The sequence below is a fragment of the Actinoplanes italicus genome (assembly GCF_003001815.1).
GTDB lineage: Bacteria > Actinomycetota > Actinomycetes > Mycobacteriales > Micromonosporaceae > Actinoplanes > Actinoplanes italicus.
Map to the genome: position 1 here is coordinate 432,080 of NZ_PVMZ01000002.1, position 13,981 is coordinate 446,060.

Below are 13,981 nucleotides of genomic sequence, written 5' to 3' on the forward strand. Positions count from 1 at the left end.
GTGGCCCATCACGCGCTCGTCGTCGGGTGTGACGCGTACCCGTCGATGTCGAATGCCGACCTGGCCGGCGCGGTCGGTGACGCGCTCGCGGTCCAGGACTGGCTGGTCGGTCCCGGCGGCGTTCCGGCCGGTAACGTCGTCCTGCTCGCCTCGCCGGCGGCTCACAGCGCGAGCGTTGCGGCGGGTACGCGGGTGACCGGCGAGGCGAGCAGGCTGGCCTTCGCGCGCGAGGTTGGCCGGCTGGCCGGGCTGACCGACGTGGGCCACGCCGACCGGTTGTACGTGTACTTCGCCGGCCACGGCTGCGGCACCGACCCCGTCAACGCCGCTCTCTCCGACGACGCGCTGGTGTTCTCTGGCTTCTCCGAGGACGACCCGAGCGCCCACGCGATCGCGCTGCGGGACCTGCTGGCCCAGCTCGACCAGGCCCGTTTCGGCGAGGTCGTCATGTTTCTCGACGCCTGCCGGGACTTCCCGTACGGGCGGCCGTTCCGGCCCGGGGGCCTCCGCTTCGACTCGGCCGCCGGTCGCGGCGTCCCGCCCCGGCTCTACCGGCTGCAGTCGACGCTGCCGGGACGCCGGACCTACGGCGGCGCGTTCACAGCGGCGCTCCTGGCCGGCCTGGCCGGTGCTGGCGCGGCGAAGGAGTTCGACGAACGCGCCGACCGGCCTTACGTGGTGCGGTGGTCGACGCTGACCGCGTACCTGGAGTCTGAGATGCGGAACCAGGAGCCGTTCGTCAGCGGCCGCGGTGACCTGGTCCTCGCCGACTTCGCGGACGGGACCTTCGGCGAGGTGGAGCTGACCGTCTCGGTCGCTCCCGTCGCCGGTGACTCCGGGGACGGCTTGGAGATGGCGGTGACCTACCGCGATCCGTCGTCCTTCGAGGAGCCGCGGCTCAAGCGGCCCGGCCCGGCTCCCGCGCGGTTCCGTGTCCCGCCGCGACGTCACCGGGTGACCGCGCGAACACCCTCGACGTGGGGGCACAGCGCGGTCGATGCGTACGCCGACACAGCGGTGGCCGTCACCCTGAGCCGAACGCTTCCGGACGTCGTTTCCGGTGATCGTGACCCGGGATCGGCCCCGGCCGTGATCACGACCGACGACCCGGCGGCCGCGATCATGGTGACCACGCCCGGCGGAGGCACGCTGATGCGCGGCGCGGGATCGGTCGCCGGCACCCTGGCCGACGGCCTTTACACCGTGACTGTCACCGATGCCCTGGGCTGGCGCCATCGCGAAGTGCTCGACGTTCACGAGGGGTCCGGCGGGGAGGTGACGCTCGACCTGCCGAATCCGCCGGGCGGCGCCGAACGCGACGGACCGCTGCGCTGGGTCGGACCCGCGGCGGCATTCGTCTCGAGCACACCGCTGTTCGCCCGGCCGACGGAGCCCGGCCGGCCCGGCCGGTTCGTCTGCGTGGCGACGGACCGGTTCCGGGCCACGGGCCGCACGGCCGGCGGGGCGCTCACCGAACTCCGGGTCGAGTCGGTGGCCGACCGGTGGTGGTGGGTGGCCGCTCCGCCCGAGGCGCAGTGGTTGGAAGTCCGGTTCGGCGATCACCGCCTCGAACTTCCGGCCGCTCCGGGCCTGCGCGCGACGATCGAACTGGCGGCCACCGGGCTGCTGGTCATGTACTTCGACCGGGCCCACCTAGAGGATCAGGCGTCGCTGGTCTTCGTCGAGCGGGCGCAGCGCCTGATGAGCGCCGGCCGCCTCGACGCGGCCGACGTCGTCCTGGGCGCGGACCGGCGGCGGACCGCCCTCGACGGTGTCCTGCTCGGGGCGCACACCCCGTTGCGGCGGCTCGGCCGGACGGCGGTCGCGCCCGGGAACCGGCCCTACCTGCTGCCGGGCAACCAGTGGGGCGTCCTGCTGGACCGTCCACCGCACCCGGACGACCGGTAGCGGCAGCCGTTACTTGGCTGCCTGCGGAGGGCCTTGAGCTGGGTGTGAGCGTCTTTGGCGGCGTCCCGGACCGTCTTGACCTCGGCGCGGATGGCGTCGCCGTCCGGGCCAGGCGTGAAGCCGAGCAGGGTATCGACCTTGCCGTTGAGCCCGGCAGCGACCGCGTCGAGCTTCGCGTCGTCGATGTTCTTGTTGTCGTGCAGCTTGGTCACGGCGGCCAGTTCGGTGTCGATGGCGGCGGTGAGGCGCATCTTGGGACCGGTGAGGATGAAGACGCGGTAGTCGACGATCATCTTCTTGGCGTCGTCCTTGAGGGCGGCGACCGTGGTCTCGGTTCCGACCTTGGTCTTGAGCGCGGTGAGGCCGTCGGTCTGCGACGTGATCCGCAACTCGCGGATCGCGCCTGTCAACCACGCATCGCGCGCCCGCGTGAGAGCGGTGAGCCGGTCTGGCCCTCCGAGGTAGCTACGGATGGAGCCGGTCATCGCGGGTCCGTCGCGGCGGCCTGCTGACCGGCCTGATAGCCAGCCGCTTGGCGCCGACTCCAGTTGGCACTTTCCGTGGCACTCCGTTCGCTGCGTGGTGACCTGCGCCCGTATGCGCGTCGTAGGTCACCACGCAACAGGGAGCGGCGGGCGTGCCTGCATCACCGGGTGGCGCTGTGGCCAACGCCTGGCATGCGAGGACGATTGAGGGCCAGCGCTGGGTACGTTCCGGTAATGCCCCGAAGCCGCGTCACTGCAGTGAAGGGAACGGAGCCGCCAAGTCTGCTGTCGCCACCGTGGAAACGCGATCCGTGACCGCCGTCACTGCAGTGATGGAAACGCGGGTCGCAACGCCGTAGTGACCGTGACCGTGATCGCGAACCGTCACCACCGGGAGCGGAACGCGAATCGCCACCACCGTGACGCGGGGTCCGGGGGCTCGGCCCCCGGGAAATGCGAAGAGGGCCTAGGTCCGCGTTCTCCGCGGACATAGACCCTCTGCACTCGTAGCGGGGACAGGATTTGAACCTGCGACCTCTGGGTTATGAGCCCAGCGAGCTACCGAGCTGCTCCACCCCGCGTCGGTAGGTAAACCCTAGCGCACCTGCTACCGAGGCTGCAAAACGGCCCTCAAGATTGGATCTGGAGGGCCGTCTCACGCATGGTGGGGTCAGCAGTTGGTGTAGCCCCGGCCCGCGGTCGTCCACTTGCAGGTGTCGATCGACTTGCCTTCGGCGGTTCGCAGGGAGGCGGTGTCGCCGCTGTTGTTCCAGACGTGGTTGCTCTTGCCCCAGTAACGGGTCGCCGTGGTGTTGGTGCCCTTGCCGGTGCGGACCACGACGCTCTTGCCGGCTCCCAGGGTGTAGCTGGTGGTGAACCGGTAGAGGTTGCCGGCGGCGTCGCGGACGGTCCAGCCCTTGAGGTTGATCGTCTTGCTCGTCTTGTTCGTCAGCCGGGCGTACTCGCCGTTGATGCTCTTGTTGGTCTTCTTGTCCACGCCGGCCGCGTTGTACTGGATGCGGGTGAACTGGATCGAGCCGACGGCGGGGGTGGTGGACGGCGGCGTCGTCGGCGGCTTGGTGGTCGGCGGGGTGGTGGGGTTGGTGGTGGGCGGCGTGGTGCCGCCGCCTCCGCCGGTGCCGCCGACGTTGACGCTCTGCGTGTACGTGTTGCTGGTGATCAGGTTCTCGGCGGAGGCGTAGGCCGCGTTGCCGGTCTCGGCGATCACGGCTCGGTACGTCTGCTGGCCGCCGGGCTGGTCGGTGACGGTGCCCTGGAACTCGGCGTTGGTGTCGCCGTCGTCGTTGGGCGGGGTGGCGCCACCCTCGCCGGCGGGGCCGTCGGTGACGCCGGCGGCGATCTGGACCCAGCTGCCGCCGCTCTGACGTTCCACCCGGACCGGGAAGTACGGCTGGTCGGGGCTGGTGTGCACGTTGAACGTCACGGAGTTGTTGGCCGACGACGTGATGGTGAACGTGGCGCCGACCTTGAGGGGCGCCTGTACGACCCGCGAGTACTCGCCGCCGGACGAGACGGCCCAGACGAACCCGGAGTCCATGACGCGCCGGATGGTCCAGCGGCCGCTGGCGTTGGCGGTGACCGTGGTCGGCATGTCGCCCTCGAACTGCGTGGCCGGGTCCAGGGCGGCCCCCGAGGTGGCGTCCTTGCCCCACTTGTACGCGGCCTCACGCAACGTGACGCTGGCGTTCGGCGTGGCGGTGCCGGTCAGGGTCACCGTGCCGTAGCCGGTCTGGCTCGGTGGGGTGTCGAAGGTCGGCGCGGCGGCCCAGGCGGGCGCGGTCCCGAACGCTCCGGTGCCGGCAATGAGCACGCCGAGAGCGCCACCCACACCGAAAGACTTTTTCGATGGTCTGTACATGTTGTTGGAAATCCTCCGTAGTGCGGGCAGCAAAAGGGAACCCGCTCCGGCATCGGGCGATGAGGCTATCGAGAATCAATCGGCGAGGTCATCATTCGTCCCGCCCGCGCACCCTACCCGCAAGTGCAGTCTATGCAGGTCGGAGGGGTTTGAAGGGCTGTCGGTAAAGTTGTCTCGAGCGTCGACTGGGAGAATGTAGAAGAAATGATTGAACTAGCCGCCGATTGTTCTCGGTGCGCCGCGTTGTGCTGCGTTGCCCCGGCCTTCGCCAAGTCGTCCGATTTTGCGGTCGACAAACCGGCCGGGCGGCCCTGCCGTAATCTGGGCGACGATTTCCTCTGCACCATTCACGAGGAACTGCCGCAGCGCGGATTCCGGGGCTGTGTGGTGTTCGACTGCTTCGGCGCGGGGCAGCGGATCACGGGCGAGACGTTCGGCGGGCAGGACTGGCGCTCGGCGCCGGAGCTGGCCGGTGACATGTTCGCGTTACTCCCGGTGATGCGTCAGCTGCACGAGCTGATGTGGCTGCTGACCGAGGCGCTGAAGCTGGACGAGGCACGGCGGCTGCACCCGAAACTGCGGGCCGCGCTGGAGGAGACCGACGCGCTGGCCGGCCGGAGCCCGGCCGACCTCCGTGGGATGGACGTCGACCCGTACCGCATGAAGGTTGTCCCGATCTTGCGAAGGGCGAGTGAGATGGCCCGGGCGGGCCGCAGAGGCCCGGACCACAGCGGAGGCCGCCTGATCGGGCGACGGATGCGGGGCGCCGATCTGCGCGGCGCGAGTTTCCGCGGCGCGCTGCTGATCGGTGCGGACCTGCGCGGGGCGGATCTGCGGCGGGCCGACTTCACCGGTGCGGACCTGCGCGGCGCGGATCTGCGGGGAGCGAATCTGGAGGGTGCGATCTTCCTCACCGCGTCGCAGCTGAGGTCGGCAGTGACGGACGCCGATCACCCCTAGGATGTACGAATGCAGCAGGTGTCGGGTGTGGTGTGGGTCCTGACCGTCCTCGGAATCGTCGGTCTCCTACTGTTCGACTTCTTCTTCCACGTCCGTAAGGCCCACGTGCCGAAGCTGCGCGAGGCCGCCCTGTGGACGTCGATCTACGTGTCGATCGCGATCCTGTTCGGGGTCGGTGTCTGGATCTTCGGCGGCTCGACGATGGGCACGGAATACTTCGCCGGCTACGTCACCGAGGAGGCGCTCTCGGTCGACAACCTGTTCGTGTTCCTGCTGCTGCTGAGCAGCTTCAAGGTGCCGCGCGCCGACCAGCAGAAGGTGCTGCTGTTCGGGATCGTGGTGTCGTTGCTGGCCCGGACCGGGTTCATCCTGCTCGGCGCCGCGCTGATCAACTCGTTCGCCTGGATCTTCTACATCTTCGGGCTGATCCTGCTGGTCACCGCCGGCAACCTGCTCAAGGAGAAACACGACGAGGGCGAGGCGCCGGACAACATCGTGATCCGGCTGGCCCGGCGGTTCCTGAGGACCTCGGACACGTACGACGGGGACAAGCTGTTCACCTACCAGGACGGCAAGCGGGTGCTCACGCCGATGCTGCTCGTCATGGTGGCGATCGGCGGCACCGACATCCTGTTCGCGCTGGACTCGATCCCGGCGATCTTCGGGCTCACCCAGAACGTGTACCTGGTCTTCACCGCGACCGCCTTCTCGCTGCTGGGGCTGCGGCAGCTGTACTTCCTCATCGACGGCCTGCTGGATCGTCTGGTCTTCCTGTCGTACGGGCTGGCCGCGATCCTCGGGCTGATCGGTGTGAAACTCGTCCTGCACGCGCTGCACGAGAACAACGTGCCGTTCATCAACGGCGGCGAGCCGGTCGACGTGGTGGAGATCCCGACCACGGCTTCCCTCGGGGCCATCGTCGGTGTCCTGGTGATCACCGTGGTCGCGTCGCTGCTCAGTCCCAAGGGCCGGGCCCGCACGGCGGCGGCCGCGGCCCGCCGGTCGGCGCACGATTTCCTCGACGTCGAGACCGACCCGGAGTACTGCGACGAGATCTACCACCGGCTGCTCGCCGAGGAGGAGAAGCTCAAGCGGCTCCCGGAGAAGCAGCGGGCCATGATCAAGCAGGAGGGGCAGCTCACCGAACTGCTGGCCCGCGCGCACCAGGTGCACGACGAGAGAGTCGCCGCCGGACGCTGTTTCGTCCCGGCCGCCACCTGACCTGAGGACCGGCCGGCGACCCTGACCTCAGGCCCGGCCGGCAACTCTGCCCTCAGGACCGGCCGGCGACCTGATCCTGAGGGCCTGAGCGCTCAGTACTCCCGGTTGAGGTACGCGGAGAGGTTCGTCTGGCCGTCGTCGGGGCCCTGGGAGACCAGGTTCGCCACTCGTTCGGCCAGGCTGGACGCGCGGGAGGCCAGATCCGGCTCGGCCTGCCGGGAGGCCAGCTCGGCACGGTGTGCCTCTTCGGCGCGGAGCGCGTCGGCCTCGAGTCCGGGACGGTCGATCCAGGCGCGCGGAGCGGAGACGGGCTCGTCGAGATCCTTCACTTCGGGAGCGGGTACGGGGACCTCGCCGAGCAGCGTCACGGTCTGGCCCTGCCCGCCCAGGTGGTTGCTGAACTCCGGGCCGATCACGAGCCGGGACAGCATCCGGGCCTGCACGGCCGGCACCCCGATCAGGTCGGCGTTCTCCACCCGGAACCGGGCGATGGCCTGCCGGATCGTGTTGGCCAGGTGATCCGCGGCGCCGACCGTGGACAACTCGCCACCGGCGAACACCAGGGCGGGAAAGGTGCCCTCGGGGCCCTTGCAGACCAGCTGGATCTGGGTGACGGTGCCGTTGCGGCCGGTCTCCCGATTGCCCGGCTGCACACGGAGGTGCTGTGGCCAGAGCCAGAACAGCTCGCCGCTACTCTGCGTTTCGGCCGCATCGAGGACGTAACGCACCCGGCGGTCCGTGACGATGACGTCGGTCTCCTCCGGGAGCGTCCATCGCGGCAGTGAGGACGCCTCGTCGAACGCATACTCGGCCACGGCGCAGCGGCCGCGCCACAGCACGCGCTCACCGCCGTCGAGCGGTCCGAGGTCCGTGCCCGCGGGGGACAGGAAGTGCTGGTGGAACATGGTTGCCTTCCCCGTGCCTGCCGCGATCTCGTGAACAGCGGCCGCAACGATTACAACCGGGTACCGGCGGTGTAGCCAGTCACCGGGCGTTAATCACACCGGAACTCGCGGAATCGACACAGGACGGTGACCAGTGATACACCAACGGCCGATTCTTCGATTACTTACGGTTACCGAAGAGCCCTTCGGGCGGTAGGGGAGAGGGTACCGCCGTGGCGTCCGGAACGGGAGACGCTCCACCGGTGAAACGATCAAGATCGGTCTCGACCCGGCCCGGGAACCAGTCGCCGGCGGCTCGGCGGGACAGTTCGGCGATCGGCGGCGGGGTACGACCGGCGATCACCACGAGATTGCCGAAGCGCCGCCCGCGCAGCACCGCCGAGTCCGCCACCAGACACGCCTCCGGCAGCGCGGCCCGGATCGTGGCCACCTGCGCACGGGCGTGACGCAGCGGCGGCCCGTCGGCCACGTTCGCGATCAGCCGGCCGGCCGGGTCCAGCACCCGGGCCACCTGCTGGGCGAACTCGGCCGACGCCAGATGTGCGGGGGTGCGGGCCCCGGCGAACACGTCCAGGACCACCACGTCGTACCCGGAGTCGCGCATTCCCTCGACCGCGGCACGGGCGTCGGAGACGCGTACCCGGATGTTGCTGTTGTTCGGCAGCGGCAGAGCCTGCCGGACCAGCTCGACCAGCGGGCCGTCGATCTCGACCACCCGCTGCGCGGAGCCGGGCCGGGTGACAGCGACGTACCGCGGCAGGGTCAGCGCGCCGCCGCCGAGATGCAGCACCCGCAGCGGCCGGCCCGCCGGTGCCGCCAGGTCGATCGCCGCGGCCATCCGGCGTACGTACTCGAACTCCAGGTGGGTGGGGTCGGCCAGATCGACGTGCGACTGCGGTGCCCCGTCGAGCAGCAGCGTCCAGGCGGTGTCTCGATCCGGGTCCGGAACCAGCTCGGCCACGCCGGAGGCGACCGTCTCCACCCGTCGCCGGGACGCTCTGCGCTGTGCCATCCGGCCATTATTCGGGTTGCGGATCGGGAGCACCGAACCGCGAGGGTTGCGGATCGGGAGCACCGAACCGCGAGGGTTGCGGATCGGGAGCACCGAACCGCGAACCCGCAAGTGACCCGGGAAACTTCCGACGTTTCTCCCCGTGAGTGCAACAGAGCAGACGATGACGCGGCGCAGCGTCGTGGCCGGGATCGCGGCGGCGGGCGCCGCGGCCGCCCTGACCACCGGTACGCCTGCCGCTGCGGCTGTCGCAGAACGAGCCCTCCTGCCCGCCGACCCCCTGCTGCACCTGCTGCGCCGGGCCACCTTCGGCCCGAGTCCGGCCTCGATCGCCGAGATCCGCCGGCTCGGCGCCACGGCCTGGCTGGACCGGCAGCTCAACCCGTCGGCCATCGCCGACCCGGTGGCCGACGGCGTGGTGGCGCGGCTGCCGCTGGCCCGGCTGTCCATCGCCGAGATCCGGTCCCGGGTCACCGCCGGGACGCTCAAGCAGTACAGCTGGGACCCGATGTGGCAGCTCGGCTTCGCCGCGGTCGCCCGGGCGCTGTGGAGCGAACGGCAGCTGCTCGAGGTGATGACCGACTTCTGGAGCAACCACCTGAACGTGACGTGCCCGCAGGGCGACGTCTGGGACAGCCGGATCGACTACGACACCACGATCCGCAAGTACGCCCTCGGCACGTTCGCCGACCTGCTCAAGGCCTCGGCCCGGCACCCGGCGATGCTGACCTACCTGGACAACCGGTTCTCCGGCAAGGACGCGCCGAACGAGAACTACGGGCGCGAGCTGCTGGAACTGCACACCGTCGGACTGGCCTACACCGAGGCGGACGTGAAGAACGCCGCCCGCCTGCTGACCGGCCTCACCGTGGACACCGCGACCGGGAAGTACCGGTACGACGCCACGCGACACGCCGTCGGCGCGATCCGGGTGCTTGCCTTCCAGCACGCCAACGCGACCGCGGCCGAGGGTGAGACGGCGGTCCTGGCGCTGCTCGACTACCTGGCCATGCACCAGGCGACGGCCCGCCGGATCGTCACCAAACTGTGCGTTCGGTTCGTCGCCGACACCCCGCCCGAGTCGCTGATCACCACGCTGATCAAGGTCTACCTGGACAACCGGACGGCGATCGCGCCGGTGCTGCGGGCCCTGTTCACCTCCGCCGAGTTCGCCGCCTCGATCGGCGACAAGACCCGGACCCCGCTGGAGGACCTGGCCGCGACCGTGCGGACCCTCGGTTACGGGCCGGCGGCCAGCGGCACCAAATTCCTGGAGAGTCTGTACGGGATGGCTCGCGACGCCGGGCACGCCCCGCTGTTCTGGGGGCCGCCCAACGGCTACCCGGACGTGGCGGCCGCCTGGGCCTCGCCGTCCGGGCTGCTGGTGCGGTGGAACCTTCACCTCTCCATCGCGGCCGGGTGGTGGCCGGACACGCTGGTCCGGCCGGCGAACCTGCTGACCGGGATGGTCGGGCCGCTGCCCGCCACCTACGGCGTGTTGATCGAGAAGACCGCGATCCGGCTGGCCGGGATCGCGCCGACTCCGCAACAGACCGCCGCGCTGGCCGAGTTCTACGGCAAGACCCCGGCGTCGCCGCTCAAGGCAGGCGACCCGGCGGCCGGCTGGATGTATCCGTACCTGATGGGGATGATCTTGAACTCCCCGTCCTTCGCATTGAGATGAACGCCGAGGTGACGACGATGAGCGAACAGTGTGGATGCGCCGAGAACGCCCTGCTGAACCGGCGGACGTTGCTGGGCGGTGCTCTCGCCGGGCTGGCCGGTGCGACCCTCGACACGAGCCTCGCCTTCGCGGCCGATCCCACGTACGCCGGGGACGTGCTGGTGCTGCTCTCCCTGCGCGGTGGCTTCGACGGGCTCTCCGCCGTGGTCCCGGCGGGCGACGCCGCCTACTACACGGCCCGGCCGTCGATCGCCGTACCCCAATCGCAGTTGATCGGGGGTGGGTCCTTCTTCGGTCTGCACCCGGCCCTGTCGCCGCTGCTGCCGTATTGGACCGGCGGGCAGCTCGCCGCGATTCAGGCGGTCGGGCAGCCGGCGCCGAACCGGTCGCACTTCTCGGCCATGGAGGATCTGGAGCGTGCCGCGCCCGGCACCTCGATCCGGACCGGATGGCTGAATCGGATGCTCGGTGTCACCGGCTCCACCGACCCGATGGGCGCGGTGGCGATGGGCACCGCGATGCCGGCCCGGGTGCTCGCCGGTCCGGCGCCCTACCTGGGCGTGACCTCGATCGACAAGACGACGCTGACGGGTGAGCAGGCCGGCCGGCCGATCTCCGCGACGATGGCCAAGGTCTACGCCGACGCTCCCGCGGCCCTCAAGCAGACCGCCGGGCAACTGGGCGGCGCCCTGCAACGGACCACGCAGATGCGGGCCGCCGGATACACGCCGGCCAACGGCGCGGTCTACCCGAGCACCGACCTGGGCGCGGCGCTGCGCGACGTGGCCCGGCTGATCAAGTCGGGGAACGGGCTGAGGAGCGCGACTCTCGACTCCGGCGACTGGGACATGCACGAGAACCTCGGTCCCGCGGTCGCCGGCCGGCGGATGTTCGACCAGCTCAAGGCGCTGGCCGGTGCGCTCGCGGCATTCGCCGCCGACCTCGGTCCGGACGGGTTGCGCCGGGTCACGCTGGTCACGATCAGCGAGTTCGGCCGGCGGGTCACGCAGAACGGCTCCGGCGGGCTCGACCACGGTTACGGCAACGCCATGTTCGTGCTCGGCGGGGGAGTCAAGGGCGGCAAGGTGTACGGCCGATGGCCCGGCCTGACCTCCACGCAGCTGCGCGACGGCGACCTGGCGGTGACCACCGACTACCGGGCGGTGATCGGTGAGATCCTGCGCGCCCGGTGCGGTGTGGGCGACCTGGCGACCGTCTTCCCCGGAGTGACCGCCTCGAACCTGGGGGTGGTCTCAGCCCGCTGAGCGCTGGAAGCGGCAATATTCCGTAAAACGCCTATCTGTCCCACGTAGGGCGTTCCACACTGATTCTCATGTCCAGCAACCTGCTCTCCGAGATGATCGGAGCACAGCGACGCCCCGCGCGGACGGATCGGCCACCGTCCGCGCCGCCGCTGCTCATCCGCCGGCACACCTCCGACGAGGGCTCGCCGTTCTGGCGGTGGGACTGCTCCGGATGCGGCGAGTACGGCGGCGGACGGCACCACGACGACGCGGTGAGCCGGGCGCTGCGGCACTGCGCCGAGCACCCGGACCACCGCTCCTCACTGCTGCCGCCGGCCCGCTGCCGGGAGCCGCACACCTACCTGCCGCTGCACCCGATGCTCTACGCGCTCGACGACGACCCGCCGCCGGAACCGCTGGCGATCTGACCCCTCGTCGCTGGATGCCGTCCCGGAAGCCGTGCGGCGAGGATCCCGGCGACGCGGCGGAACAGCGGATCGGCCAGCACCCCGGTCAGATCCGGGCCCAGCGGGATGCGCCAGTTCGGGTACTCGTCGAACGTGCCCGGCAGGTTCGGCTGGCGGCGTTCCAGCAGCACGTCGTGCAGGGACGCGGTGACCAGCCGGCACGGGGTGCGGGCCAGGAACTCGTGCATGGCCACCACGACGTCCTCGTCATCGCCGTCGAGCAGCCCTTCGGCCCGGAGCCTGTCGAGCAGCAGATCACGGTCCTTGCGCCAGGACGCCCTCTCCTGCTCCACCGGCCCGGCCAGCTGGCCCAGCTCGGCGCGCACCTCGACCTGCTCACCGGCCAGGAACCCGGCCGCGGTCGGCAGGTCGTGGGTGGAGATGCTGGCCAGGGCGTTACGGGGATAGCCTGCCGACGGCCGGTAGCCGCCCTCGTCGTCGCGGGTGAACCAGAGCACCGCCGAGCCCATCATGTTGGTCCGCTGCAGGCCCTCGGTCACCACCGGCATGACGGTGCCCAGGTCCTCGCCGATCACCACGGCGTTCGCCCGGTACGCCTCCAGCGCCAGGATGCCCAGCATGGCCTCCGGGTCGTAGTGGACGTACGTGCCGTTCGCCGGGCCCAGGCCGGACGGCACCCACCACAGCCGCCAGAGCCCCGCCACGTGGTCGACCCGCAGGCCGCGGGCGTGCCGGAAGATCCGCCGGAGCATGTCACGGTAGGCGGCGTACCCGGTCTCGATCAGCCGGTCCGGCCGCCACGCCACTCCGCCCCACTCCTGTCCGAGCTGGTTGAACGCGTCCGGCGGGGCGCCGGTGCGCGCCTCCATGGCCAGCACGTCCTGCAGCAGCCAGCCGTCCGCGCCACCCGGATCGACCGCCACCGCCAGGTCGTGCACGATGCCCACCGGCATGTCCCGGGCAGCCTCCCCGGCCGCGTCGAACTGCTCCTCGAGCAGGTCCTGGACCCACACGTGGAACGCCACACGGTCGCCGCGCAGCTCCCGGACCGCCGGGGCGTCCGGCCGGGCCACCCGCTCCGGCCACTGACGCCAGTCCGGGCCGTGCTCCTCGGCCAGCACACAGAACCGGGCGAAGTCGGTCAGCCCGGGATCCCGGTCGAGGTCGACGGCCTCGGCGAGCGGCCAGAGCAGTTCCAGCGCCTCGAGCTTGGCGGCGAACACCGCGTCGTAGTCGATCAGGCCGTCGCCGGTCGCTCCCGGCCGTAGCGCGTCCACCCTCGCGCGCAGTTCCCCGGGGGCCCGACGGTACTCGGCGGTGTCGGCCACCCGCAGGTAGAGCAGGTTCGCGAAACGACGGCTCGACGGCGAGTACGGCGAGGCCGGCACCGGCCGCACCGGGGTGATCGCGTGCAACGGGTTCAGCACCACCAGCCCGGCGCCCGCCGACCCGGCCACGAAGTCGCGCAGGTCACCGAGATCGCCCATGCCCCACGACCCGGCCGAGTGCAGCGTGTACAGCTGCAGCATCCAGCCCCAGGTGTCCGGCGGCTCGGGCAGCTCGGACGGCACCACCACGAGGGTCACCTCCTGGTCGCGGCAGCGCAGGCGGTGCCAGCCGAGCGGCAGATCGGCCGGGAGCCGGTCCACCCGGCGGACCTCCCCGTCCTCGCAGGTGATCTCGGCGGGTGCCGGCAGGGCCCGGCCGGTCCCGTTACGCAACACGATCGTGGCCGGCAGCCGGTCGGCGGAGTCACGTTCCCGGGCCGCCGCCAGCGCGGTCCGGACCGATTCCGGGGTGCTCGCGTCCACACCCAGCATGCCCAGCACGCCGATCACCGATTCCGGGGCGACCTCGGTCTCCTGGCGCTGCCAGTTCTCGTACCGGGTCGCCACTCCGTGAGCCTCGGCCAGGGCCTCCAGATCCGCGTTCATGCCCATCCCTTCCCCCTCGGTACACGATCCCTAACGCGTTGCGTACATCGGTCAGCATGGGGCACATGGGTGACATGATTCGAAAACTTCAGCGATGGTTCGCCGCCGCACTCGCCGGTGTGACACTCGCAGTGCTGATTCCGGCGCAGGCCTGGGCCGCCGACAACGGCACGGCACAGCTGGTGGTCGAGGCGGCCCGCAGGTCCCGGCGCAGCGGTTTCGGCTTCTTCGGCCTGATCTGCTGCCTCGGCGTCGTCGCGATCATCGTGATCGTGGTCCTCCTCATTTCCCGGAACCGCAAGCGTCGCTGAGGCTGCTCGG

12 protein-coding genes and 1 tRNA gene are annotated in these 13,981 nt (G+C 70.6%); 7 read left to right on the forward strand and 6 right to left on the reverse strand.

Annotated elements, in window-relative coordinates; all coding sequences use genetic code 11:
• Positions 1–1,908: a caspase family protein gene (locus CLV67_RS05990; protein WP_106316128.1), complete on the forward strand. Its 1,908-nt coding sequence runs from the start codon at positions 1–3 to the stop codon at positions 1,906–1,908.
• Here the strand turns inward: CLV67_RS05990 and CLV67_RS05995 are convergent.
• From CLV67_RS05995 to CLV67_RS54170, 3 genes are all read right to left on the reverse strand, one after another.
• Positions 1,842–2,318 (reverse strand): hypothetical protein, encoded by a 477-nt coding sequence (locus CLV67_RS05995; protein WP_146168995.1) that lies wholly within the window; start codon positions 2,316–2,318, stop codon positions 1,842–1,844. The two genes, CLV67_RS05990 and CLV67_RS05995, sit on opposite strands and share 67 nt — an antisense overlap.
• Before the next feature lie 582 nt (positions 2,319–2,900).
• Positions 2,901–2,974: transfer RNA gene (locus tag CLV67_RS06000), tRNA-Met, on the reverse strand.
• Between the two features lie 89 nt (positions 2,975–3,063).
• Positions 3,064–4,242 carry a lamin tail domain-containing protein gene (locus tag CLV67_RS54170; RefSeq protein WP_275414864.1) on the reverse strand — a complete coding sequence of 393 codons (1,179 nt, stop codon included), beginning with the start codon at positions 4,240–4,242 and terminating at the stop codon, positions 3,064–3,066.
• A gap of 234 nt (positions 4,243–4,476) precedes the next feature.
• Between CLV67_RS54170 and CLV67_RS06010 the strand changes: the two genes are divergently transcribed.
• Positions 4,477–5,232 (forward strand): pentapeptide repeat-containing protein, encoded by a 756-nt coding sequence (locus tag CLV67_RS06010; RefSeq protein ID WP_106316130.1) that lies wholly within the window; start codon positions 4,477–4,479, stop codon positions 5,230–5,232.
• A gap of 9 nt (positions 5,233–5,241) precedes the next feature.
• On the forward strand, positions 5,242–6,453 hold the full coding sequence (locus CLV67_RS06015) for a TerC family protein (protein ID WP_106316131.1): 1,212 nt from the start codon (positions 5,242–5,244) through the stop codon (positions 6,451–6,453).
• Between the two features lie 92 nt (positions 6,454–6,545).
• Here CLV67_RS06015 and CLV67_RS06020 read toward each other — a convergent pair whose 3' ends face one another.
• A complete protein-coding gene (locus CLV67_RS06020; protein WP_106316132.1) occupies positions 6,546–7,358 on the reverse strand; it encodes a translation initiation factor 2 in 813 nt (270 codons plus the stop codon).
• A 160-nt stretch (positions 7,359–7,518) separates the two neighbouring features.
• Positions 7,519–8,370 (reverse strand): spermidine synthase, encoded by an 852-nt coding sequence (locus tag CLV67_RS06025; protein ID WP_106316455.1) that lies wholly within the window; start codon positions 8,368–8,370, stop codon positions 7,519–7,521.
• A gap of 142 nt (positions 8,371–8,512) precedes the next feature.
• Between CLV67_RS06025 and CLV67_RS06030 the strand changes: the two genes are divergently transcribed.
• The 3 genes from CLV67_RS06030 to CLV67_RS06040 all read left to right on the forward strand — a co-directional run bounded on the left by CLV67_RS06030 (position 8,513) and on the right by CLV67_RS06040 (position 11,726).
• Positions 8,513–10,054 (forward strand): DUF1800 domain-containing protein, encoded by a 1,542-nt coding sequence (locus tag CLV67_RS06030; RefSeq protein ID WP_239166012.1) that lies wholly within the window; start codon positions 8,513–8,515, stop codon positions 10,052–10,054.
• Positions 10,055–10,071: 17 nt separating this feature from the next.
• Positions 10,072–11,319: a DUF1501 domain-containing protein gene (locus CLV67_RS06035; RefSeq protein WP_106316456.1), complete on the forward strand. Its 1,248-nt coding sequence runs from the start codon at positions 10,072–10,074 to the stop codon at positions 11,317–11,319.
• 68 nt (positions 11,320–11,387) lie between these two features.
• Positions 11,388–11,726 carry a hypothetical protein gene (locus CLV67_RS06040; RefSeq protein ID WP_106316134.1) on the forward strand — a complete coding sequence of 113 codons (339 nt, stop codon included), beginning with the start codon at positions 11,388–11,390 and terminating at the stop codon, positions 11,724–11,726.
• Here CLV67_RS06040 and malQ read toward each other — a convergent pair.
• Positions 11,681–13,660 carry a 4-alpha-glucanotransferase gene (gene malQ / locus CLV67_RS06045; protein WP_106316457.1) on the reverse strand — a complete coding sequence of 660 codons (1,980 nt, stop codon included), beginning with the start codon at positions 13,658–13,660 and terminating at the stop codon, positions 11,681–11,683. The two genes, CLV67_RS06040 and malQ, sit on opposite strands and share 46 nt — an antisense overlap.
• Before the next feature lie 65 nt (positions 13,661–13,725).
• On the opposite strand from malQ, the gene CLV67_RS06050 reads away from it, so the two are divergent.
• Positions 13,726–13,971, forward strand: coding sequence for a hypothetical protein (locus CLV67_RS06050; protein WP_239166011.1), 246 nt, complete (start codon positions 13,726–13,728; stop codon positions 13,969–13,971).
• Positions 13,972–13,981: the final 10 nt, after the last annotated feature.